This is a genomic window from Phocaeicola coprocola (assembly GCF_041333015.1).
GTDB lineage: Bacteria > Bacteroidota > Bacteroidia > Bacteroidales > Bacteroidaceae > Phocaeicola > Phocaeicola coprocola.
Genome location: NZ_JBGKGM010000001.1, coordinates 220,261 through 243,278, shown reverse-complemented (window position 1 = coordinate 243,278; position 23,018 = coordinate 220,261). Strand labels below are relative to the sequence as shown.

28 protein-coding genes are annotated in these 23,018 nt (G+C 42.1%); 11 read left to right on the top strand and 17 right to left on the bottom strand.

Annotation, left to right across the window (positions count from 1 at the left end; genetic code table 11):
* Window positions 1-15: 15 nt before the first annotated feature.
* Window positions 16-678: a uracil-DNA glycosylase gene (gene ung, locus ACDG22_RS00920; RefSeq protein ID WP_270230513.1), complete on the top strand. Its 663-nt coding sequence runs from the start codon at window positions 16-18 to the stop codon at window positions 676-678.
* A gap of 207 nt (window positions 679-885) precedes the next feature.
* On the opposite strand, the gene ACDG22_RS00915 is transcribed toward ung, so the two are convergent.
* The 3 genes from ACDG22_RS00915 to ACDG22_RS00905 are packed head-to-tail and all read right to left on the bottom strand — an operon-like array spanning window position 886 to window position 2,602.
* On the bottom strand, window positions 886-1,869 hold the full coding sequence (locus ACDG22_RS00915; RefSeq protein ID WP_227994692.1) for a lytic transglycosylase domain-containing protein: 984 nt from the start codon (window positions 1,867-1,869) through the stop codon (window positions 886-888).
* A gap of 35 nt (window positions 1,870-1,904) precedes the next feature.
* Complete coding sequence (locus ACDG22_RS00910) at window positions 1,905-2,375, bottom strand: amidohydrolase family protein (RefSeq protein ID WP_007571250.1); 471 nt, start codon at window positions 2,373-2,375, stop codon at window positions 1,905-1,907.
* Window positions 2,372-2,602, bottom strand: coding sequence for a DUF2007-related protein (locus ACDG22_RS00905; RefSeq protein ID WP_007571249.1), 231 nt, complete (start codon window positions 2,600-2,602; stop codon window positions 2,372-2,374). Before ACDG22_RS00905 ends, ACDG22_RS00910 begins: the two co-directional genes overlap by 4 nt.
* A gap of 169 nt (window positions 2,603-2,771) precedes the next feature.
* Between ACDG22_RS00905 and ACDG22_RS00900 the strand changes: the two genes are divergently transcribed.
* Window positions 2,772-4,019: a glutamate-5-semialdehyde dehydrogenase gene (locus tag ACDG22_RS00900; protein ID WP_022125940.1), complete on the top strand. Its 1,248-nt coding sequence runs from the start codon at window positions 2,772-2,774 to the stop codon at window positions 4,017-4,019.
* Between the two features lie 94 nt (window positions 4,020-4,113).
* On the top strand, window positions 4,114-5,079 hold the full coding sequence (locus tag ACDG22_RS00895) for a Rossmann-fold NAD(P)-binding domain-containing protein (protein ID WP_007571244.1): 966 nt from the start codon (window positions 4,114-4,116) through the stop codon (window positions 5,077-5,079).
* Between the two features lie 187 nt (window positions 5,080-5,266).
* On the opposite strand, the gene ACDG22_RS00890 is transcribed toward ACDG22_RS00895, so the two are convergent.
* The 7 genes from ACDG22_RS00890 to rpmH form a co-directional block, all read right to left on the bottom strand.
* Window positions 5,267-5,665 carry a rhodanese-like domain-containing protein gene (locus ACDG22_RS00890; RefSeq protein ID WP_007571241.1) on the bottom strand — a complete coding sequence of 133 codons (399 nt, stop codon included), beginning with the start codon at window positions 5,663-5,665 and terminating at the stop codon, window positions 5,267-5,269.
* A gap of 18 nt (window positions 5,666-5,683) precedes the next feature.
* On the bottom strand, window positions 5,684-6,346 hold the full coding sequence (locus tag ACDG22_RS00885) for a NigD1/NigD2 family lipoprotein (protein ID WP_007571239.1): 663 nt from the start codon (window positions 6,344-6,346) through the stop codon (window positions 5,684-5,686).
* On the bottom strand, window positions 6,343-7,497 hold the full coding sequence (locus tag ACDG22_RS00880) for a 1-acyl-sn-glycerol-3-phosphate acyltransferase (protein WP_177593129.1): 1,155 nt from the start codon (window positions 7,495-7,497) through the stop codon (window positions 6,343-6,345). The genes ACDG22_RS00885 and ACDG22_RS00880 overlap by 4 nt, the downstream gene beginning before the upstream one ends.
* A 46-nt stretch (window positions 7,498-7,543) precedes the next feature.
* Window positions 7,544-8,524 carry a D-alanine--D-alanine ligase gene (locus ACDG22_RS00875; protein WP_007571235.1) on the bottom strand — a complete coding sequence of 327 codons (981 nt, stop codon included), beginning with the start codon at window positions 8,522-8,524 and terminating at the stop codon, window positions 7,544-7,546.
* 10 nt (window positions 8,525-8,534) lie between these two features.
* The gene (locus ACDG22_RS00870) at window positions 8,535-9,602 is read right to left on the bottom strand and encodes an RluA family pseudouridine synthase (RefSeq protein WP_007571233.1); all 1,068 of its coding nucleotides are present in this window, start codon (window positions 9,600-9,602) and stop codon (window positions 8,535-8,537) included.
* A gap of 27 nt (window positions 9,603-9,629) precedes the next feature.
* Entirely contained in the window at window positions 9,630-10,280 is a 651-nt protein-coding gene (locus ACDG22_RS00865) for a PASTA domain-containing protein (RefSeq protein ID WP_007571231.1), read from the bottom strand.
* A gap of 128 nt (window positions 10,281-10,408) precedes the next feature.
* Window positions 10,409-10,570 (bottom strand): 50S ribosomal protein L34, encoded by a 162-nt coding sequence (gene rpmH, locus ACDG22_RS00860; RefSeq protein ID WP_007571228.1) that lies wholly within the window; start codon window positions 10,568-10,570, stop codon window positions 10,409-10,411.
* A 188-nt stretch (window positions 10,571-10,758) separates the two neighbouring features.
* On the opposite strand from rpmH, the gene efp reads away from it, so the two are divergent.
* A complete protein-coding gene (efp, locus tag ACDG22_RS00855; protein ID WP_007571225.1) occupies window positions 10,759-11,325 on the top strand; it encodes an elongation factor P in 567 nt (188 codons plus the stop codon).
* Between the two features lie 87 nt (window positions 11,326-11,412).
* On the opposite strand, the gene ACDG22_RS00850 is transcribed toward efp, so the two are convergent.
* The 4 genes from ACDG22_RS00850 to ACDG22_RS00835 are packed head-to-tail and all read right to left on the bottom strand — an operon-like array spanning window position 11,413 to window position 13,763.
* The gene (locus tag ACDG22_RS00850) at window positions 11,413-12,300 is read right to left on the bottom strand and encodes a hypothetical protein (protein WP_007571224.1); all 888 of its coding nucleotides are present in this window, start codon (window positions 12,298-12,300) and stop codon (window positions 11,413-11,415) included.
* Window positions 12,301-12,325: 25 nt separating this feature from the next.
* Complete coding sequence (locus ACDG22_RS00845; RefSeq protein ID WP_022125945.1) at window positions 12,326-12,775, bottom strand: DUF6108 family protein; 450 nt, start codon at window positions 12,773-12,775, stop codon at window positions 12,326-12,328.
* A gap of 5 nt (window positions 12,776-12,780) precedes the next feature.
* The gene (locus ACDG22_RS00840; protein WP_227994693.1) at window positions 12,781-13,284 is read right to left on the bottom strand and encodes a hypothetical protein; all 504 of its coding nucleotides are present in this window, start codon (window positions 13,282-13,284) and stop codon (window positions 12,781-12,783) included.
* Window positions 13,257-13,763 carry an RNA polymerase sigma factor gene (locus ACDG22_RS00835; protein WP_022125946.1) on the bottom strand — a complete coding sequence of 169 codons (507 nt, stop codon included), beginning with the start codon at window positions 13,761-13,763 and terminating at the stop codon, window positions 13,257-13,259. The genes ACDG22_RS00840 and ACDG22_RS00835 overlap by 28 nt, the downstream gene beginning before the upstream one ends.
* A gap of 357 nt (window positions 13,764-14,120) precedes the next feature.
* On the opposite strand from ACDG22_RS00835, the gene ACDG22_RS00830 reads away from it, so the two are divergent.
* From ACDG22_RS00830 to ACDG22_RS00810, 5 genes are read left to right on the top strand one after another with little or no spacing between them, the layout of a single operon-like run.
* Complete coding sequence (locus tag ACDG22_RS00830) at window positions 14,121-15,110, top strand: glycosyltransferase (RefSeq protein WP_007571220.1); 990 nt, start codon at window positions 14,121-14,123, stop codon at window positions 15,108-15,110.
* A complete protein-coding gene (radC, locus tag ACDG22_RS00825) occupies window positions 15,111-15,803 on the top strand; it encodes a RadC family protein (protein ID WP_007571219.1) in 693 nt (230 codons plus the stop codon).
* 60 nt (window positions 15,804-15,863) lie between these two features.
* Window positions 15,864-16,184: a metal-sulfur cluster assembly factor gene (locus ACDG22_RS00820; protein WP_007571218.1), complete on the top strand. Its 321-nt coding sequence runs from the start codon at window positions 15,864-15,866 to the stop codon at window positions 16,182-16,184.
* 18 nt (window positions 16,185-16,202) lie between these two features.
* Window positions 16,203-17,351, top strand: a complete 1,149-nt coding sequence (locus tag ACDG22_RS00815; protein ID WP_270230514.1) for a TlpA family protein disulfide reductase — start codon at window positions 16,203-16,205, stop codon at window positions 17,349-17,351.
* 10 nt (window positions 17,352-17,361) lie between these two features.
* Window positions 17,362-18,129 (top strand): UDP-2,3-diacylglucosamine diphosphatase, encoded by a 768-nt coding sequence (locus ACDG22_RS00810; protein WP_022125948.1) that lies wholly within the window; start codon window positions 17,362-17,364, stop codon window positions 18,127-18,129.
* Between the two features lie 76 nt (window positions 18,130-18,205).
* Here ACDG22_RS00810 and ACDG22_RS00805 read toward each other — a convergent pair whose 3' ends face one another.
* The 3 genes from ACDG22_RS00805 to pta form a co-directional block, all read right to left on the bottom strand.
* Window positions 18,206-19,246 (bottom strand): sugar kinase, encoded by a 1,041-nt coding sequence (locus ACDG22_RS00805; RefSeq protein ID WP_270230515.1) that lies wholly within the window; start codon window positions 19,244-19,246, stop codon window positions 18,206-18,208.
* A gap of 141 nt (window positions 19,247-19,387) precedes the next feature.
* On the bottom strand, window positions 19,388-20,593 hold the full coding sequence (locus ACDG22_RS00800) for an acetate kinase (RefSeq protein WP_007571213.1): 1,206 nt from the start codon (window positions 20,591-20,593) through the stop codon (window positions 19,388-19,390).
* Window positions 20,594-20,701: 108 nt separating this feature from the next.
* On the bottom strand, window positions 20,702-21,712 hold the full coding sequence (gene pta / locus ACDG22_RS00795; RefSeq protein ID WP_270212285.1) for a phosphate acetyltransferase: 1,011 nt from the start codon (window positions 21,710-21,712) through the stop codon (window positions 20,702-20,704).
* Window positions 21,713-21,955: 243 nt separating this feature from the next.
* Here pta and ACDG22_RS00790 point away from each other — a divergent pair, with 243 nt between their 5' ends.
* Together ACDG22_RS00790 and ACDG22_RS00785 are read left to right on the top strand one after the other, a co-directional pair.
* Window positions 21,956-22,306: a CidA/LrgA family protein gene (locus ACDG22_RS00790; RefSeq protein ID WP_007571210.1), complete on the top strand. Its 351-nt coding sequence runs from the start codon at window positions 21,956-21,958 to the stop codon at window positions 22,304-22,306.
* Window positions 22,287-22,982 (top strand): LrgB family protein, encoded by a 696-nt coding sequence (locus ACDG22_RS00785; protein WP_007571209.1) that lies wholly within the window; start codon window positions 22,287-22,289, stop codon window positions 22,980-22,982. The genes ACDG22_RS00790 and ACDG22_RS00785 overlap by 20 nt, the downstream gene beginning before the upstream one ends.
* The last annotated feature ends 36 nt before the right edge of the window (window positions 22,983-23,018 follow it).

Genomic DNA, 23,018 nt, shown 5'->3' with positions numbered 1-23,018 from the left:
ATTTAAACGATAAACATGAATGTCAAAATAGAAGAAAGTTGGCGTAAGCGTTTGCAAGAAGAATTTGATAAGCCTTATTTTCGGCAGCTGACTGATTTTGTAAGGAGCGAGTATGCACATGAGCATGTATTGCCTCACGGTTCGCAGATTTTTCATATGTTCAATGTTTGTCCGTTTGAAAAAGTAAAAGTTGTAATCTTAGGGCAGGATCCTTATCCAACCCCTGGACAATATTATGGAGTTTGTTTTTCTGTACCGGAAGGGACGGCTATTCCAGCATCGCTAATGAATATCTTTAAAGAAATTCATCAGGATTTAGGAAAGCCGATACCTGAATCCGGAAATTTAGACAGGTGGGTAGAGCAGGGAGTTTTCTCTATGAATTCTGTACTTACTGTCAGAGCGCATCACACAGGCTCTCACCGGAATAGAGGATGGGAAATCTTTACGGACGCAGTTATTAAAAAGTTAAGTGACGAACGTGAAAATTTGGTATTTATGTTGTGGGGAAGTTATGCAAAATCGAAAGCTTCTCTGATTGATGCTTCCAAGCATTGCATTTTGATGACAGTTCATCCATCTCCCCGGTCTGCTGATTATGGCTTCTTTGGCTGTAAACATTTTAGCAAGGCTAATGAATATTTGAAGAGTAAAGGGCTGAAAGAGATTGAATGGTGATGTTGCATTTTCTATCATTAAAGCTGAGTTGACTTCCCTGAAAAGTTACTAACTACGGAGATTATAATGAAAGAGCCATATCAAAAACTCCATTGCGGAGGAATGATATGGCTCTTTTTATGATAGAAAAGTAATTTTCTTGCAGTTAGATATTCATTCTCACAAAGTAGAATTTATTTCTGCTTTTTATATGAGGACTGTTAACCTTTACTCGTCTTTTATTACCCAGCGAGGATCGTGCGGGATGATAATACGCGGATTATAATGCATACCTTCTTTGTCTGGTATACGAATGTAATATACATTTTTTCCATGTACCGGAAGTGAACTGCTACGTATCCATGGATTCATATTCCTCAAAAGTGAATAAGTAATGCCTCTGCCTTTAGCAAACCGAGGTAAGTCATCTATACTTTCTTCTACTTTAATCTCGTGATATGGGATGATGGGATATAAATCACACGCACGCAGCCGGAAGCCGAATTTCTGCGGGTTGGAAAACATAATTTTTGCAGCAAGAATACGATAAACATAACGCGCTGTTTCTTCTACGAGCTGAAGATCGAGTGCATCTTCCTCATATTGGCGTTCCAGTTCGCGTGAGATACGCCCCTGTCCGGCATTATATGATGCAGCTACACTAACCCAATTGCCAAAGCGAGCGTAAGCCTGTTTCAGATATTTACATGCGGCACGCGTTGATTTCTCTACATGATAACGTTCGTCTACACTATGTCCTACTTCCAGACCAAATTCACGACCGGTTCCCGGCATAAACTGCCATAACCCTGCGGCTCCGGCTCCGGAACGTGCCAATGGATTATTGTTACTTTCTATAGACATCAAGTATTTAAAGTCATCTGGAATACCATTTTCTTGAAGGATAGATTCTACAATCGGGAAGTAGCGATTGGCTCTTTTAATCATCTGTATAGAAGTGCTGTGCATATACGTAAAAGCCAAAAGCTCGCGATCAATTCGTTCTCGTCTGTCAAATCGGGTCAGATCAATATTTTCTCCACAAAACATGATGCTTTGGGGTATATCCTGACAACTATATGTCAAGGCTGTGGTCGAAAAGAATCCTTGGGCAGCAATTGGCGTGATACCTATAGGTAAACAAGTTGCCAAAAGCATAATAATTATTGAGAAACGAACAGGAGTGTGTGTTGATATGGTTAGATTCATCATGTTATATAATTTCTTATGTTGCCCCAATAGACATCTTATTCTTCAAGGGAAAAGCTTTTCAAAATATTCTCAGGTGTATTATCTTGTTTGTCTGTATAGGTTATGGATACATAGAATCCGCTACTTCCGTCTTTTGTGAGCAGATACGAATATATACATTGTTCGGTTTCACAATTGCCTTTTAATTGTGCACCGTAAAATTGAGGTAATTCAAAAGTGGTTACAGGAGTCTGGTTTGTGACTTCATCGTCGGAAGCAATGTTTTTCAATTCCTGAGATAGTTCCGAACGTTTTATGCCTTCTCCTTCCAGTAATTGCACTGTAATGTAATAAGTAGGGGTACTGATGATATATCCCTCTTCTGAATCATCCTCTACATTAAAGCCTGCGGGAGCTTTAAAACTGATCCCGTAGGCCTTCCATGTTGTCGATTGTAATGTTTGCGCATTCATTCCGAATGCAGAAAAAGCTAGAACAGCCATAGCTGTGAAGATCCTTCTTTTCATACTTTTCTTTCTGATACTACTTTTTTAGCATAAACTTCTTCCTCCTTATTAACCATTACCAGTACCTGCCCTCCTGTTCCTGAATAAGGAGAAGTAACAGCTGATAATGTTTCATCCTTCAGCATAGCTGACACTCCGGCTGATTCTAACAAACCTTTTACTAATTCTGCTTCCCAGAGGCTGCCTCTGAAAACTTCAATTAATGATCCGTACGTTTTAGTTTCCATAGCTTGTTGTTTTGGTGGTTAATAAAAAGGATTGATACTCTCTGTATGTTTATCCAAAGATAAGAAAGTTTTCGTAATATCTTCATATAAAAAACAGAAAAAGAGTACAAGTCATAGAAATAATGATATTTTTGCATGAAATCATAATGTTGTATAGTCAAATAGTCATATGAATATAGAAGCTGTTTTACACGATGTACGTAAGGCCTCATCTCGGCTGGCTTTGTTGGATGAGAAGCAAATAAATGAAATACTGCTTGCTGTAGCAGATGCAGCAATGGAGCATTGTGAAGATATCTTAAAAGCGAATGTGGAAGATTTAGGTCGTATGGATGTTGCGAATCCGAAATATGACCGTCTGAAACTGACAAAAGAACGCCTGGAGACTATTGCTGCCGATATGCGAAATGTTGCAGCTTTACCATCTCCTTTGGGACGGATCTTGGAAGAAAGTGTTCGTCCTAATGGATTACACTTAAAAAAGATAAGTGTTCCTTTCGGAGTTATCGGTATCATCTATGAAGCACGTCCTAACGTTAGCTTTGATGTATTTTCGCTTTGCTTTAAAAGTGGAAATGCTTGTGTGTTGAAAGGAGGAAGTGATGCCGATTGTTCGAATAGGGCGATTGTTAAGGTGATACATGAAGTGCTTGAACGGTTTGGTGTTGACACTCATATCGTCGAACTGCTTCCTGCTGGTCGTGAGGCTACAACCGAATTGCTTCATGCCGAAGGATTGGTCGATTTGATTATTCCTCGAGGAAGCAGTGGGCTTATTGAGTATGTACGTCGTGAGGCAACTGTTCCTGTAATAGAAACTGGAGCTGGAGTTTGTCATACTTATTTCGATGCTTCAGGTGATATAGTAAAAGGTACAGCAATTATTAATAATGCGAAAACCCGTCGGGTGAGTGTATGCAATGCACTCGACTGCTTGTTAATTCATGCTTCCCGCTTATCCGATTTGCCGGCTCTTTGTGCACCCCTGCAAAATAGCCATGTAATAATTTATGCAGATGAATTGGCTTATGAAGCTTTGTGTGGAAATTACCCTGCTGAACTGCTTTGCCGTGCTACCCCCGAAAGTTTTGGAAAAGAATTCTTGGATTATAAAATGGCTGTCCGTACAGTCGCTGATATAGATGAGGCCCTCTCGCATATTTATACATACAGTTCAAAGCATAGTGAATGTATTGTTGCAGAAGATCAGCAGGCTGCTTCTTATTTTGCCTGCATGGTAGATGCGGCCTGTGTATATACCAATGCACCAACCTCATTTACAGATGGTGCGCAGTTTGGATTAGGAGCAGAAATCGGTATAAGTACGCAAAAATTACATGCAAGAGGACCGATGGGATTGAGAGAAATAACTACCTATAAGTGGTTGATTGAAGGTAATGGACAGATACGTAAATAGAATATTTTTGCAATATTTCTGGCTGAAATACTATTTTGTTGTATTTTTATAGTATATTTGCCATGCTATTATTAATTTATATACAGTAAGTCGTATGAGAACTTATACTAATGTATTCGATCTGGGCGATTTGAAGACTGCCCTTTCTGAAGCTTTCGAAATAAAGAAAGACCGTTATAAATATGAATCACTGGGTAAACATCGTACTTGTTTGCTGATTTTCTTTAACAACAGTTTGCGTACTCGCCTTAGTACTCAAAAAGCAGCACGTAATTTAGGTATGGATGTAATTGTACTCGATGTGAACCAGGGAGCCTGGAAGCTTGAAACGGAACGTGGGGTAATAATGGATGGCGACAAGAGTGAACATCTGCTTGAAGCTATTCCTGTAATGGCATCTTATTGTGATATTATCGGTGTACGTTCATTTGCACGTTTCGAAAGCAGAGAAGACGATTATACTGAAAAAATATTGAATCAGTTTATCCAATATTCCGGTAAGCCGGTATTTTCGATGGAAGCCGCAACTGGACACCCGCTTCAGGCTTTTGCTGATTTGATAACTATTGAAGAATATAAAAAGAAGGAGCGTCCGAAAGTTGTTCTTACCTGGGCTCCTCATCCTCGTGCACTGCCTCAGGCCGTTCCTAATTCATTTGCCGATTTTATGAATGAAGCTGATGTGGATTTTGTAATTACCCATCCCGAAGGATATGAGCTTGACCCGAAGTTTGTGCGTGGAGCACATGTGGAATATGATCAGATGAAAGCATTCGAAGGAGCTGACTTTATTTATGCCAAGAACTGGGCATGTCCGGGAGTAACTAATCCTGCTGATTATGGTAAGATTTTGAGTAAGGATATGAGTTGGACAGTAGATACGGCTCATATGGCTGCTACAAATAATGCTTTCTTCATGCATTGCTTGCCTGTACGTCGTAATATGATCGTGACAGATGATGTGATAGAAGCTCCTACTTCATTGGTGATTCCAGAAGCTGCTAACCGTGAAATCTCAGCAACAGTTGTATTGAAGCGTATGCTTCAAGAACTGAAATAAGGTTGCATTTATAAAATGTTGTTCCGAAACTCGAGTTTTGTAAGGGTAAATTTCGGATAGCAAGAGACTATAAAATAAGCCTGTCATTCCACAAACGGATATGGCAGGCTTATTTCATTATGGATGAAGCTTCATGTATGGATTATACATTCATCTTCATGAGAAATAGAATATTCTCCTTGATTTATTATAATTCGATATCTTTACCAGATTCTTTCCAGTTATCAAACCCTTTATCCAGGTTGTAAACTTTAAATCCTTTTTGAGTCAGTAGACGTGCTGCATTGCGGCTTCTTCTTCCACTTTTACAATATACGGCAACCGGACGCTCTTTGTCGAGAAGTTCATCTGCTTCTGCCGAAAATTTATCATCCAATACATTAATGTTCAGACTTCCGGGAATATGCCCCTGACTGTATTCGGCTACGGTACGTACGTCTACTCTCTGTATGTTTTCATCTTGTATAAGTTTTTCGAAATCATCAGAAGACAGATTCTTGAATTTGTCTTGCGCCTTTGCACTGCATGCAAATAATCCGAACAGGCAGGCACATACAAAAAACATAAAGTAAATACTCTTTATCATAGTGCTTATTGTTTGTTCTTATTGATAATCAAATTCTCGATAAGTTTCTCCTTCTTTGTATGTATTGAGGTTGAAACGGATTTTATCTCCTTTCCGTAGTAACTGGAGATAATTTTTTAGTGGAACTGACAGATATACTTGTTTGGTAAAAGCTTCGTAATCATTGTTTCTATCGTGAAATAGACGTAGATTCAGTGTTTGTGTTCCACTTTGGTCCGAGGTAATTCCTTCATCAACGAAATGGTATAAATGACTCAGCTCCTTATATTGTACAAGCAGTATCATATTCAGATATTCTCCTGATAGCCATATGCTTTGTATATCTACAGAATCTGTTTTTATATTACCTTTAAAATCGGATGCTGGAAGTGGATTTACCGACAGTACAAGTTGGCATGAATATAATTGGGCAACATTTCCCTTGCCATTTTCTTGTGTGATAGGTTCGTAAATAGATATAGTACGGTAAAGCGTATCGGCAACTAACCCTCCAAGGTCGTCGCGTTGCAATACTGAGTATATAGTCCCGTCGTCGGCTACTAGTTGTGAAATTGTTCCATCATTGTTTGTCTGTGCACCGATAAATTCAGTTACCACACTGGGATATACATAGTCTTCTTCCTTGCATCCTTCACAAAGAAAGATGCAAAAAAGAAGAGCCATTACTATCACTTGTTTCATACTTTCAGAGCTTTCTGATGGTTGAGTGCCGGGTTGGCATACATAGTCAGCATGCAACGGCGCAGGAAGGCTTCATCCTTGTCAGGTAACTGAATCATATCCAATTTTTTCTGCAAGTAAGTTTCGAAGCGGACCTTATCCTCTTCCGTATATTGACCGGCAAAAGTATTTTTTCCTTCCAGCAAATCACAGGCCACATAATTTCCCGGGTATATCCGGTAATTACGGTGAATATGCAGGTCGATTAGTTCAGATATTTTTGAGAAGACTTCTGTTTTAGGCAATCCGCGTAAAGCTTCCAGCTCATCGTTGATACAAGGACCTGTCTGGAAGTGTACTTTACCTTTATAGCCGAATATACCGGTCTGCATATTGTTCAAGTCGTCTTGCTGACTTTTCTTGAAGCCTTCAATGTCTCGTTTCTGCTGCATTTCCTGGGCTTTCAGATAGTCACACGGATCGTATTCATAAGATAGACTGGTAGGAACGATATTCAGTTCTTTCAGTCTGTCTATGATATTTCCCTCACCTGCCATGGCAAGCATTTTCAGTACGCTGTCTTGTGTGCGGTCGTTGGAATCTTTAGCTCTTCCTTCCCGCTGTGCAATCCATACGTTCTCCTTTTTTTCAGTCACAGCAAAATGAATATAGCGTGACATTCGGGCCGATGATTCCAGCATCTGACGCATCGATAAGGCACGTTGCACAATGAATGACTTATTTACGCGCACCAGCTTCTTGATCCATGGATAAATCAGCAGGTTGTCTCCGATAGCAATTTCCACTGTTGTAGGGAAATTATTATCTATTAGCCCGACAGACAAGAAACCAGGATCGAGTACGATATCACGATGGTTTGAAATGAACGTATAATTTCTGTGCTTGTCATCCAATGATGATGTATCCATGTCAAATCCGTCGCTGTGCTTATCTATGATTCCGTGAAGCAAGCTGTAGAAAAATGTCTTCTGTACATCCAGGTTAGTCTTGCACCGGTGCAGCTGTGCGGCAAGCATCTCGATAGGAATACCGGGAATGACATTGGTGAGCACTGCCTGGAACGAGGGGTCGGCTAGCAATTCCTCGAATACTTGTGGAAGTTCTTCGGGTGAATAGGGACGAATGTCGTCAAATTCGGCAGGTATGTTCATGTTTTCTTATTTTTTCAGTCACAATTCAAATATACGTAATTTCTCGTTATTTCTGAAACGAATCTTCGATAATATCTGTCATAACCTCTTTGATATCGATACCTGCTGCACGAACCTGCTGAGGGATGAAGCTGGTTGCTGTCATTCCAGGAGTTGTATTGATTTCCAGCATGTTGATTTTTTCTCCTTCCGTGATAATGTAATCCACGCGTACGATACCTTTGCAACCCAGAATATCGTAGACTGCCGAAGTCAGTTTTTGTACACGGTCAGTCAGTTCAGGACTAAGACGTGCCGGAGTTATTTCTGTAACTTCACCGTTGTATTTGGCATTGTAATCGAAAAACTCATTTTTGCTTACCACTTCAGTAATAGGGAATACTACCGATTTATCTTTTGTCTTATAACATCCGTTGGCAAGTTCGATACCGTCCATGAAAGCCTCTATCATGACGTCGTCCGATTCGGCAAAAGCCTTTTCCAAAGCAGGCTGTATCTGTTCGGCTGTTTTTACTTTGGTCACTCCAAAGCTGGAGCCACTTGCGTTAGGTTTGATGAAGCAAGGCAAACCAATTTTTTCGATAACATCTTCATTACTTATTCCATGATGTTTATTTACCAGCATAGATTCAGCTACGCGTACACCAAATCCTTTCAGATACTGATTGAGGGTAAATTTACTGAATGTCATGGCCGATACCAGTACGTCGCACGTAGAGTAGGGGATGCCTAGCAGTTCGAAATAACCTTGGAGGATACCGTTCTCTCCCGGAGTACCGTGGATAGTAATGTATGCAAAGTCAGGTTTTACCTTCTGACCGTCGTGACTGAAGCTGAAATCATTCCTGTCAATCTGTGCACGGCTTCCGTCGGGCAACAGTGCTTCCCATTTCTCTTTGGTAAGTTCTACTATATATAAGGTGTACTTATCTTTGTCGATAAAAGAGTATATGCCTTCTGCACTGCGCATGGAGACATCATGTTCCGAAGAGTCACCTCCGGCTACAATAGCGATAATGCGTTTCATAATTTGCTTGTTATTCTTCTCTGTTACTTATATAAGTTCTCCATTTATCCAGCAGACGAGTCATGTCTTCAGGAAGTTCGGAGGTGAAAAACATCTCTTTGCCTGTGCGTGGGTGAACAAATCCCAGTGTCTTGGCATGAAGTGCCTGACGAGGACAAATGTCGAAGCAGTTGTTTACGAATTGTTTGTATTTGCTGAAATGAGTGCCTTTCAGAATCTCATGGCCACCGTAACGTTCGTCGTTGAACAATACATGTCCGATGTGCTTCATGTGTACACGGATCTGGTGGGTACGTCCGGTTTCGAGTACACATTTCACAAGTGTGACATATCCCAGACGTTCCAGTACCTGATAGTGCGTAACTGCATGTTTTCCCTGAGTCGGATCGCTCATGACAGCCATTTGCATACGGTCTTTGGGGTTACGTCCGATGTTTCCGGTAATTGTACCTTCATCTTCTTCTACGATTCCCCATACCAGGGCATTATATTCACGTTTGGTCGTTTTATTGTAGAACTGCATGCCCAGACTGGTTTTGGCATCCGGAGTCTTGGCTACTACCAGAAGGCCCGAAGTATCTTTGTCGATACGGTGAACCAGTCCTACCTGCGGGTCGTTGGGGTCATAAGAGGGGACATCACGCAAATGCCAGGCAATGGCATTAACCAATGTACCGTGATAGTTTCCACACCCCGGATGAACAACCAGACCGGCAGGTTTATTGATAACCATCAGGTCATTGTCTTCGTATACAATGTCCAGCGGGATATCTTCCGGGATAATGTCGTTCTCGTAGCGCGGACGATCCATCATGACAGTCAGCACATCAAGCGGTTTTACCTTATAGCTGCTTTTTACCGGTTTTCCGTTTGCCATCACAAAGCCTGCATCTGCAGCTGTCTGAATGCGGTTGCGGGATGCATTGACAATGCGTTCGAACAAATATTTGTCGATACGTACCGGTGTCTGTCCTTTATCTACTACAACTCGGAAATGTTCGTATAATTCGGAGGTACGTTCTACCGGCTCTATATCGTCCAGTGAGTCGTCCAGTTCGTTTATATAGTCTTCTGCCATTTATTTCTTGAGCTTTTAAATCTTTACTTAGAACCAAGAATCATCTACGGTAGGAGCTTCGTCTTCAGAAGAGTTCATTTCTATCTGCATGTTCAGCGAATCCATACTTAATGAATCACGCATCTGAGTACTTCCGATACATAGTGTAAGCAGAGCTTCACTTGGCACTTTGTCGCCAGCTTTCAAGGCTCTTCCTCTATACTTGATACCATACACCCAGTCCTGCTCACCGGCAACCATTTCTGGTTCGGTCAGCTTGAAACCCATTGCTTTCAGCTTGGCAGCTGCCTGGCGCATGGAGCTGTTGTCTATTACGTCTGGTATCTTAATTTTGGGAACTTCGTTTGTGTTAGTTGTCAGATAGATGGTTCTTCCTTTCTTGACTCTCAGGCCACCGGCCGGAGCTTGGTCGAGTACAATTCCGGCAGGCAGTTCTTTTACATAATTGGAGTCGATAACGATTCCCTGCATGAACTGTTGGTTCAACAACAGCTGTGCCTGATCTAAATTCTTATTCTTTACATTAGGCACTACATACGATTCTCCGTGGTGTGTATAAAGATCAAGTCCCCAGAGAGTTCCAAATACGGCAACTACAATGACGATAATCATTGCAATGATATTGAGCCAGAAAAAACGGTTATTTTTGAATGAAAAGAAGTTTTTCAGTGTTACCATAACTTTTTATCTATATAATTTCTGCAAAGATACAATTTTTTCTTTTCCTAGTTGCGTTGAGAAAAGAAAAGCCGCAAAACGCTATCTCAGCATTTTGCGGCCTTCTTAATTCTTTCTGTCTAACGTACTTATGCTTTAACGCCGTTGTATTCGTCTGATACAGTCAATTTTTTACGACCTTTAGCACGACGTGCAGCCAATACTCGGCGACCGTTTGCAGTAGCCATTCTTTCGCGGAAACCGTGTTTGTTTCTTCTCTTTCTGTTAGAGGGTTGGTAAGTTCTTTTCATTTTCGTATATACTATTTATGTTATTATTCTATGCGTTCGGGCTGCAAAATTAGTGACTTTTTTTAAATAAACCAATAGCTAAGTCATTTTTAGACAAATCTTTTTGTGTTTTTTCATGATTTAGATTAATTTTGTGGCGGATTTATTACGCAACAATCAATAATAACATATAATAAAAGGATTTAGTTATGATTAATGCTCAAGACATTAAGATCGGAACAGCTATCCGTATGGATGGAAAGTTGTATTTCTGTATCGACTTTTTGCATGTAAAACCGGGTAAAGGAAACACTTTCATGCGTACAAAACTGAAAGATGTTGTAGACGGTTATGTATTGGAACGCCGTTTCAACATTGGTGAAAAACTGGAAGATGTACGTGTAGAACGTCGTCCGTACCAGTTCTTGTATAAAGAAGGTGAAGATTATATCTTCATGAATCAGGAAACTTACGAACAAGTGCCTATCGCTCACGATTTGATTGAAGGTGTTGACTTCTTGAAAGAAGAAATGGTTGTAGACGTTGTTTCTGATGCTTCTACTGAAACTATCTTGTTCGCTGAGTTGCCGGTTAAGGTTCAGTTGAAGGTTACTTATACAGAACCGGGACTGAAAGGTGATACTGCTACAAATGCTACTAAACCTGCAACTGTTGAAACTGGTGCTACTGTACGTGTGCCTTTGTTCATCAATCAGGACGAAATCATCGAAGTTGATACTCGCGATGGTTCTTACGTAGGTCGTGTAAAAGCATAATCTATCGGAGTTATATATAATAAGGTATATAAACTCAAAAGCCATTCCTGCATGTTGCGGGAATGGCTTTTCGTTTGTCATTAGTTGTCAGAACAGAACAAGCCCTACAGATAGTGCTGTAAACTCGGGACCGTATGCCGTATCGAGTACCTTGCACGGGCTGTATTTTACATAGAATCCTACACTCTTGTAGCCGATAGAGGCTTGAAGATCAACGGTCACCGGAGTCTGGTGGATATTGTTGTCTGTCAGTTTGTATTCTTGGCCGTCCAGTTTGTACCGTGTCTTCAGACTGGCATGCGTATTGAAATTAACGATTGCGCCCAGGCTGAAACTGAACTTGTTTCTTGTTTCATGAGTAAACATGACTGGTACTGCCCAGCTGAATACCTTAATACGTGAAAACTGAATATCAGCTCCCTCGGGATAGCTGTCGATATACATATCTGTTCCAGCATCTTTTACGAAGCGATGTTTGCCGGTCATCCGGTAATTGCGCCAGCTGCATGCCAGTCCGATGGAAAGAGAGGTTTCCGTATTCCAGGGATAATAAGCCCAGCCGAATGTTGGAGTTGTAATTTCCCACGATGAGCCCATGCTTACATCCATGTTGTCGGGGGCTCCTTGCACGGTAGAAAGTCCTATTTTGAAGTCTTTGACTACAAATTCGTTTCTTTTATGTCTTTGTTCCGGTGTCCGTTTCCTGAATGGAATATTAAAATCCCAGTTGCCACTACGTTCTTTGGTGACCGAAACATCCGAAGGCGATATTTCTACTTCGCGGACATAACGGAAACTTGGATTGTCTTTCTTTCCGTCGATTTCTACCATAAGACGGTTGTCCGATTCTGTAATTGTTACCCGTTCTGGATTTTCTACACTCATTACATTCTCAACCTTTAATGAATCTTTACTTTCGGCGTATCCGCTTGCTGCAACCAGCAGTGTCGCTACAAGCAAAATCATTTTTTTCATATCTTTATAGTGTTTTGTTTTTATCTTATTTGAACATCTGTTTCAACTCTTCCAGTGTTACCTGTCCTTCCATATATACAACAGTTACTTCCGGCTTCTTGTTGCTGTTAGGAACTACCGAAGTGTTCCGGTAAAACAAGTAGCGGTAACTTTCGTTTTTGGGTGGAAAGCAGAAAAAACCGTAATATAGCCGTGTGCCAACTTTCCCTACCTCCTTATCGACAGCTGTTTCTGCATCCTGACTGACGAGTGCCTCTATTTCTTTGGATAGTGTCGGAGCGTCGGTTACTGTCAGGCTGCGGAAAAGGGTCAGATGATATTTTTTCAGTTCCTTCCCTTTGATAAGAACTTCTACCGCCCGCTTATCCTGCTTGAAACGGCTGTCGAACAAGGCTTCCACATGCATGCCTTTCTGTGCCCATAGAGGTAGCACAGCCAGCATGGTTATTCCTAGTATAATCCATCGTCTTATCATATATTTCATTCTTTTTGATTGTCAACTGATACGGATTCGCCTGCCTCGAGTGTCTGGAATATATCAGACAGTTGCTCTTGTACTGTTTCCTGCGGTGAAGCATGCTTTACTTTTTCTATTGATTTCATTGCTTCCGAAAGAACGATTTCCTTGTTTGTGCAACGTTCGCCATTGATATAAGCTACACATACGTTCGTTCTTTCCGACAGTTGCCAGGCAGCTGTCAGTGCGATAATGCCGGTTATTGCTGCGGCTGCTGCATAATACCTCAGTCGCACGCTATGTGTACGATGCTTGTGGTATATGGCACGTCCGGTAGCGGTGTATCCCATTACGGCACGAAGTTCGTCGAACTCCTTGCCTTGTGCGGCAGGAGTGGCCAGAAAGCGTGCCAGCGCTTCTTCTTCGGTCTCGGTAGTTTCTGCTTCGAAGTAGCGTTCTGCCAACTCTTTCCACTGTTGAAAAGTCCGTTCGTATTCTTTCATCGTTCCATTTGTTTTAGGTAACATTCTCTGATTTCTTTTCTTGCTCTCGAAAGTTGCATGCGTACTGCCGGTTCCTGCATGCCCAGTATATCGGCTATCTCATTGTATTTTTTCCCTTCGTATTCTTTCATGTGCAGAATCTGTTGCTGGAGTGGAGTCAGTCTGAGTTCGATAATGCGTTCCACTATACGGAAACGCTCTTCTTTCTCCATACTCTCAGCCGTAGAATCGGAAATAGATTCATCCCGGTTCTCGTCCAGCTCTACGGTAGGCAGGTGATTCCGTCTGCGTAATGTGTCGATACACAGGTTTTTTACCGTTACTACCGTAAGCGCTTCAGCTTCTTCTCGTGAACCGATCTGGTCAGCATGTTTCCACAGGCGGAAGAAAGCCTCCTGAAGAGCATCGTCAGCATCTTCCTTATTCGGCAGGAAGCGCATGGCTAGCCTGAGAAAACCTTTTCTCAGTTCAGTGAAAGTCGATGTCAGTGTTTCTTTACTCATGCTTTTATATCGGGTCGTACGAATTGTTTTCAAAAAGTTAAACGTAAAGCTATATCTTTTGTAACAGAAAGAATGAAAAAAAATCTTTTTTTGTGTATCCGAGTTAGGAAAATCCTTGTCGTAAAGCGAGATATTTGTTACAAAAAAACTCATGACGAGGCTTTGTCAATTATTTGCTGAATTTATCGGGAAAATATCTCGATGTTTTTTATTTTTTGTACAAAAGATAAATGAAATATGCTGATGTTTTTTGGGGATGTTCTTGTAATGAATGGGAAATGTTGAATAAACTTCTATAAATTAAAATATACTTTAAAGAAAGACGTATATTTGTAACAGAAACCGAAAATACAGATTATGAGATATTCTTTTATCGTTCCCGTTTACAACCGTCCGGATGAGGTGGATGAATTGCTGCAAAGTCTTACGAAGCAAACCCTTGGTGATTTTGAAGTATTGGTTATAGAAGATGGTTCGTCTGTACCCTGTGAAGATGTGGTAGAGAAATACCGTACACTGCTGGATGTACATTATTATAATAAGCCGAATTCAGGACCGGGGCAGACGCGTAACTTTGGAGCAGAACGCAGTCGGGGAGAATATCTGTTGATCTTGGATTCGGATTGTGTATTACCTCCGGGGTATCTTGCTGCTGTCGATGAAGAGTTGAAACGTGAGCCTGCCGACGCTTTTGGAGGACCAGACCGTGCACACGATTCTTTCTCGGCTACACAGAAAGCGATAAATTATGCCATGACCTCTTTCTTTACTACAGGAGGTATTCGTGGCGGGAAAAAGAAAATGGATAAGTTTTATCCCAGAAGTTTCAATATGGGAGTACGTGCCGATGTATATCGCAAGTTGGGAGGTTTTTCGAAAATGCGTTTCGGCGAAGACATCGATTTCAGTATCCGGATATTCAAGGCCGGATGTCGTTGCCGCCTGTTTCCTGAAGCATGGGTGTGGCATAAACGCCGTACTGATCTGAAGAAGTTCTTCAAGCAGGTACATAATTCGGGTATCGCACGTATCAATTTATATAAAAAATATCCAGAATCGCTGAAACTGGTGCACATGCTTCCTGCTGCATTTACGGTAGGGGTAGTGCTGGTGCTGCTTGCTTCGCTGATATGTCCGTGGGCACTCTTGTTGCTTGCACTGTTCGCTCTGATTATATTTGTTGATTCTTCCATACAAAATAAAAGTTTGTATATCGGTATATTATCTGTCGTTGCTGCGTTTATACAGTTGACAGGTTATGGAACCGGTTTCTTGTCGGCATGGTGGAAACGCTGTGTGCGGGGTAAAGGAGCCTTTTCCGCCTTCGAGAAGAACTTTTATGAGTAAATGGGTAATAATAAACTGACAATCAACCAATGGGCGGAGGAGGACCGCCCGCGTGAAAAAATGATGCAGCACGGCGCTGCTGCTTTGTCGAATGCCGAACTGCTGGCTATTCTGATAGGTTCAGGAAATACGGAAGATTCTGCGGTGGAGCTGATGCGAAAGGTGCTCGGCGACTATCGTAACAGTCTGAGTGAACTGGGGAAGACAACTATCGATGAACTTTGCCGCTATAAGGGAATAGGTCCGGCAAAGGCGATTACTATTCTGGCAGCTTCGGAAATAGGCAGACGGCGGCTGGAGGAGGAGCCGTTGGAAAGAAAACAAATCAGATGCTCCAAAGATATATATGAGGTGTTTTATCCGTTGATGTGCGACCTTCCGGTGGAGGAGTGCTGGGTGCTGTTGCTCAATCAGTCATCGAAAATCATAGACCGTATTTGTATCAGTCGTGGCGGACTTGCTTCCACACAGGTGGATGTCCGTTGTATTTTGCGTGAGGCTCTGCTCAAACGGGCGGTATCCATGGTACTTTGCCATAATCACCCTTCTGGAAACACATCGCCCAGCCGCGATGACGACCGTCTGACAGAAGCGTTGAGGCGGGCAGCCGAGGTGATGAATATCCGCTTGCTCGATCATCTGGTAATAACCGATGGCGGCTATTATAGCTATTGCGATGAGGGAAGGATATGAGTGTATTTTCGTTATTCCATTTTTTTATTACATTTGCACATGTAACTAAAAGCGTGCTTTATGGATAACGAAACTAAACTGAAAGTAGAAGAAAGTATTGTAGAAATGCTGAAAACCGTATACGATCCGGAGATTCCAGTCAACGTATACGATTTGGGACTGATATATAAAATAGACTTGCAGGATGATGGTGAGGTTGTGATTGACATGACACTGACTGCTCCCAACTGTCCGGCTGCCGACTTTATTATGGAGGATATCCGCCAGAAAATAGAATCGGTAGAAGGTGTGAAAGCTGCTCAAATTAATCTGGTGTTCGAACCTGAATGGGATAAGGACATGATGACCGAGGAGGCAAAACTGGAACTGGGTTTTCTTTGATAAACATAAACTGAGTCTATGAATACGAAACGTATGCTTCTGATTGCGGGAACGGCCGGGTTGTTTGCCGGAAGTTTGTCTGCTCAGGTAGCAACAGTCGAGGGCAGGCTGTCGGGAATAGACAGTGATACATTGCTTGTAGATTATTTTCCCATATCCGATTTGAAGCGTGAGAACCTGAAAACGGATGCAGTAGCCATACGACAGGGACACTTTACGTATAAAGTGGAGACAGGTAATATGCCTGCTGAAATGTATTTTTACGCCAAGCCTAAAAGTGGTGAGGCTTCTTCGTTGCGCAAAACAGTCAGCGTAGTCGCTTTTCCGGGTGAAACCGTTCAGCTGACAGGTTCCATAGACGATTATCAGGCAGAAGGGAATGTATTCCATAAGAATTATGCCGAAGCTGCAGAAGGGTGGAAGTCTGCTCAACAGCGGATGGAAGCTACGACAGAAGTTATCATGAAGATGCAGCAGGAAGGACAGTTGAATCCTCAGCGTATTGACTCGCTGCGTCAGATTTATCAACCGATAGCCGATGAAATAAGCAATTGTAAGGAACAGTACATCCGTAAGTATCCCGATAGTGATGTTTCCGTGTATCTGCTTGCTGGTCTGAGGGGTGCTCGCGCCAAGGTTTTGCTGCCTCTTGTGGGCGAAAAGGCAAAGACGGGGCCGATGTCTTCGCTTTATCTTGCCATGCAGGATGCTTTGAAGGAGGCAGAAGCACGTAAGGCTGCTTCTCAAAATATCAAAGAAGGAAAAGAAGCTCCCGAGTTTGTGCTGAAAGATATCAATGGGAAGGATTTTGCTCTTTCGTCGCTGCGAGGCAAATATGTGGTGCTGGACTTTTGGGGAAGCTGGTGCGGCTGGTGCATTAAGGGGCTGCCTGATATGAAGAAGGCTTACGAAAAGTATAAAGACCGGATGGAGATTGTAGGCATAGACTGCGGTGATACGGAAAAGAAATGGAAGGCTGCTGTTGCCGAGCATGAAATTCCCTGGCTGCATGTACGCAATGCGGGACAGGAAGATTTGACCGTAGTGTACGCCGTTAAAGGATTTCCTACAAAAATTGTGATAGATCCTCAGGGTAAAATAGCCCGGGTTGTGGTAGGTGAAGATCCTGCTTTCTATACGTATCTGGATTCATTGTTCAAACTCTAAATATAGCAAAATGAAGAATGTGTATTTCCTTTCCGATGCCCATCTGGGCTCACGTGCGATAGCGCATAGTCGTACGCAGGAACGTCGGCTGGTTAGCTTTCTCGACAGTATCAAGAACCGGGCGGCTGCTGTTTATCTGCTGGGCGACATGTTTGACTTCTGGTACGAATTCAAGCTTGTTGTTCCGAAAGGATATACCCGTTTTCTGGGAAAAATATCCGAGTTGACCGATATGGGAGTAGAGGTGCATTTCTTTATCGGTAATCATGATATCTGGTGTGGTGACTATCTGGAAAAGGAGTGTGGCGTTACGATTCATCGTGAACCGCTGACTTGCGAGATTTATGGCAAGGAATTTTTCCTGGCTCATGGCGACGGTCTGGGTGATGGTGACCGTAAGTTTAAACTACTTCGTACAATGTTTCATAGTAAAACGTTGCAACGTATGTTTTCAATGCTGCATCCTCGCTGGAGTATTGAGTTTGGTCTGGAGTGGGCAAAACATAGTCGCCTGAAACGAAAAGATGGAAAAGAACCGGAATATATGGGTGAAGATAAAGAACCTTTGGTGTTATTTACCAAGGAGTATCTGAAGACACATCCGGATATTAATTACTTTATCTACGGACATCGTCATATCGTACTCGACCTGATGCTGAGCCGTTCATCACGAATGATGATTCTGGGTGACTGGATTAATGAATTTTCGTATGCAGTATTCGATGGCGAGTCAATGTTCTTGGAACAGTATATCGAGGGAGAAACTTCTGTACGATAAGAGTGTATTTATACATAACAAAAGCCTGCCGGACATTGTCCGGCAGGCTTCTATTTTTATATAGGGTAAGGTTGCTTTATCGAGCTACCTCTCCACTTTCATGTTTAGCCAGCAAGCCTTCTACTTCAGATACTTTTACGATGTTATAGTCGCCGGCAATTGTATTTTTCAGAACAGAAGCTGCGGTTGAGAAGTCTACACGTTTCTGTTCATCCTCGTAAGCATGTTGTGCATACAGCATAGCACCGCAGAATGCATCACCCACACCAACGCAGTCGATAACGTTGTCGATATCGAATACTCGTGTATATTTCATGCTGCCATTAGAGTAAAGCACTCCGGCAAAGGTATGATGTTCCGAGCTCATCACGTTACGCAGGGCAATATATATGTATTTGCAATTTGGAATTTGCTGACTGATTGCCTTACAAAACTCTTCGTAAGCTTTTACATCGTATGTTTCGCCACTTTTTGTTGCCTTAAATCCTGGGGCAGGAATTCCAGTCAGCAAAGCATATTCTCCTTCACTACCAAACATGATATCACTGCTCACCATCAGTGGACGAAGCACTTCTTGTGCACTCTTACCATAATTCCAAAGGTTCTTTCGGTAGTTTATGTCGTATGAAATGGTCAGTCCCATTTCCTTGGCAACGGTAATAGCTTCTTTGCATACCTCTGCAAGTCCCGGAGTCAGTGCTGCATCTATGCCCGACCAGTGGAAAATTGCAGCGCCGGCAAATGCTGCATGCCAGTCTATCATTCCAGATTTCAGTTCGGAGAAAGCAGAACCCTCACGGTCGTAAATGACTTTTGAGTTACGCATGGCAGCGGCTTTTTCCATGTAATAAGTTCCCAGACGGTGTCCGCCGATCAGGATATGTCGTGTTCCGATATTGTGTGAACGCAATTCGGCCAGACATGTTTCTCCTAGAGCGTTATCTGGAAGGCGGGTAATATATTCTACATCTCCTCCAAAGTTGGCGATGGAGATGGCTACATTGGCTTCGCTACCGCCGTAGTTGACCAGGAGCTCACGGCTTTGTTGCATACGTAAGTTATCCGGGGTAGTAAGGCGAAGCATGATTTCACCAAAGGTTACGATTTTCTTTTTCATAATAGAGGCGTGTTTCTTGTTGTTTTGATGGCATAAAAAAAGAAGACATTCCATATAAGTCTTTCTTTTTTGCTCGCTGCAAAGATAAGAAAACTTATGAGGAATATCCTCTTTTTTAAGCTATTTAAGGTATGCTGTTCCTTATTTGTTCATGCTGTTCAGTATGTCCATTGTGTCTGTTGCAATCATCAGCTCTTCGTCTGTCGGGATAACTACAACTTTTACTTTAGAATCGTCGGTAGAAATGATCGCTTCTTTGCTGCGAACTTTGTTCTTTTCCGGATCGATCTTGACGCCCAGGTAGCCCAGTGTCTTACAAACGCCGGCACGAGCTGTAGCCTGATTTTCACCAACACCACCAGTAAACAAGATTACATCTACACCGTCCATTGCAGCTGCGTATGCACCGATGTATTTAGTGATGCGGTAGAAATACATGTTTTCTGTAAGGATGGCACGTTCTTCTCCTCTGGCTACTGCATCTTCCAGTTCACGCATATCACTTGATTTTTCGAACATTCCCAATACACCGCTCTTCTTGTTCAGCAGAGTAGACATTTCATCAGGTGTAAGGCCTTCTTTTTTCATGATATAAGTGATAGCACCACCGTCGATATCACCGCAACGTGTACCCATCATCAGACCTTCCAGCGGAGTCAGTCCCATAGTAGTATCGATACATTTACCGTCTTTTACCGCAGCGATAGAACCACCGTTTCCGATGTGGCAAGTGATGATCTTGGAACCTTCTTGTGGAATACCCAGATATTCGCATACACGTTTTGATACATAGCGATGAGATGTTCCGTGGAAACCATAACGGCGGATACCATATTTTTCGAAATATTTGTAAGGTATCGGATACAGATATGCATAGTCGGGCATAGTCTGGTGGAAAGCAGTATCGAATACAGCTACCTGTGGTACTTCAGGCAACAGTTTCTGTACAGCATAGATACCTTTCAGGTTTGCTGGGTTGTGCAACGGGCCCAAGTCGCAGCATTCTTCTACAGCTGCAATAACAGCGTCGTCAATCAATACAGAACCGCTGAATTTTGTTCCTCCGTGCAATACACGATGACCTACTGCTTTGATTTCGTGCAAGTTATTTACTGCGCCGTATTCTGCGTTAGTCAGTGTGTCGAAAATAAACTGTACACCTGTAGTATGTTCAGGTACGTCCTTTTCAAGGATTTTCTTTTCTCCGTTAGGCAAAGTCAACTTCAGGAAAGAGCCTGGCAGACCGATTTTTTCGATACCTCCTTGTGCGAGGACTTCTTTGGTAGTCATTTCGAACAATTTGTACTTGATTGATGAACTACCGCAGTTGAGTACTAATACTTTCATATATGAATTTTATTGTTTTATTAATGTGAAATAAAAACAGTTGTCATTCAGAACGAGATTGCATTGAATGACGTCTGAATGACAATGCTGTATAAATTAAGTTCCTAATTATTGAGCTTTTGCTGCAATAGCCTGGTTGGCTGTGATAGCGATCATCTTGTAAACGTCGTCGATAGAGCATCCGCGTGACAAATCGTTTACAGGGCGTGCGATACCTTGCAGGATAGGTCCTACAGCAGTAGCGTGTCCTAAACGTTCAACCAGTTTATAAGAAATGTTACCTACTTCCAGACATGGAACAACCAATACGTTAGCTTTTCCTGCGATTTCAGAACCTGGAGCTTTGCTTGCACCTACTCTTGGAACCAGGGCAGCATCTGCTTGCAGTTCACCGTCGATCTTCAATGCTGGATCCATTTCTTTAGCAATCTTCAATGCTTCTACTACTTTGTCTACAACTTCATGTTTAGCAGAACCTTTAGTTGAGAAGCTCAGCATAGCTACACGTGGATCAAGTCCGGCAACTGCTTTAGCTGTCTGTGCTGTACAGATTGCGATTTGAGCCAATTGGTTTGCATCTGGAACAGGAGTTACGGCTACGTCACCCATTACCAATACACCATTGTCACCACATTCTGGAGCATGAGTCAAAAGCAGCATGGCACCAGATACGCAAGTAATGCCCGGAGCTGTTTTGATAATTTGCAATGCAGGGCGCAGAACGTCGCCGGTAGTATTGCGTGCACCAGCCAACTGACCGTCAGCATCGCCCGCTTTGATAATCAAACAGCCCAAGTATAATGGATTGAGAACCAGTTTACGGGCTTCTTCGATAGTCATTCCTTTTTTCTTGCGAAGTTCGCATAACAAATGTGCGTATTCTTCTTGTTTCGGATGGTTTTCCGGATCGATGATTGTTGCTTTATGGATATTTCCTAAGCCCCATTCTTTTGCCAGACCCATGATTTCATCGGGATTTCCCAACAGAATCAGCTCAGCTACACCATCTGTCAATATCTGATTGGCAGCTTTTAAAGTACGTTCTTCAGTTCCTTCCGGAAGCACAATGCGCTGTTTGTTTGCTTTAGCGCGTTCAACGATTTGACTAATTAAATCCATGACTTAATGAATATATTTATTATATGTGATTCTTTTATCGTGCGCGATAACAAGAAGTATATATCGCACTGCAAAAATACGCATTTTTGTAATATCTAGTTTGCAAAAGCGAGTTTTTTTTCTCCTAAAGTATGCAAAAAACTTATGTTTAATAGCAGAAGAAATAAAAAAGGCCACTTTCGATACAGCGTTTTCTCCTATTGTGTAACTTTACGTCCGTTTTTCAAGATAATATTAATAGGTATGATTCGTCAATGTTCTATCCTTTTTGGATGTTTGGCGTTAGGTGAACTGATAGTTTATCTGACGGGAATTAAGCTGCCGTCGAGTATTATTGGCATGCTTTTACTTACGTTATTTTTACAGTTAGGTTGGATAAAACTGCACTGGGTGCAGGGATTGTCCGATTTCTTAGTAGCTAATCTGGGCTTTTTCTTCGTTCCTTCGGGGGTGGCGCTGATGTTATATTTTGACATTATTGCTGCCGAGTTCTGGCCTATTGTCATTGCTACTTTAGTAAGTACGGTATTAGTGTTAGTTGTTACAGGTTGGGTTCATCAATTGGTTCGTAAGTATGGAATATTTAGAAAGTAAATTCTTTTTGCTCGCCATTACGTTTGGATTCTTTTTTCTTTCCAAACAGTTGCAGAAAAAAACAGGTTTGATTATTCTTAATCCGATATTGATAGCGATTGCCTTGCTGATTTGTTTTCTGAAACTGACAAATGTTTCGTATGAAAAATATTATGAAGCAGGTTCCTTGATTGAGTTCTGGTTGAAGCCGGCAGTTGTAGCACTGGGGGTTCCCTTGTATCTACAATTACGCATGATAAAAAAACAATTAATGCCGATAATTGTTTCTCAATTAGCAGGCTGTCTTGTCGGACTAGTATCGGTTACTATTATAGCAAAACTGCTGGGAGCTTCTCCAGAGGTTATCATGTCGTTAGCTCCAAAGTCGGTGACGACTCCGATTGCGATGGAAGTTTCGGATGCAGTAGGCGGAATACCTTCTCTTACTGCAGCGGTAGTGATTGTTGTAGGACTATTTGGTGCTATTTGTGGTTTTAAGGTACTTCAGGTAGGACATGTTGGAAGTCCTATAGCGCAAGGGCTTTCGATGGGAACAGCTTCGCATGCGGTAGGAACATCGCGTGCTATGGAGGTCAGTGGAAAGTATGGAGCTTATGCCAGTCTGGGATTGACTCTGAACGGTATTTTGACTGCTTTGCTTACTCCGACTATCCTTCATCTGCTGGGGCTCTATTAAATTATAAAATCCAATGCGAGCATGTTTCGTGGAAGC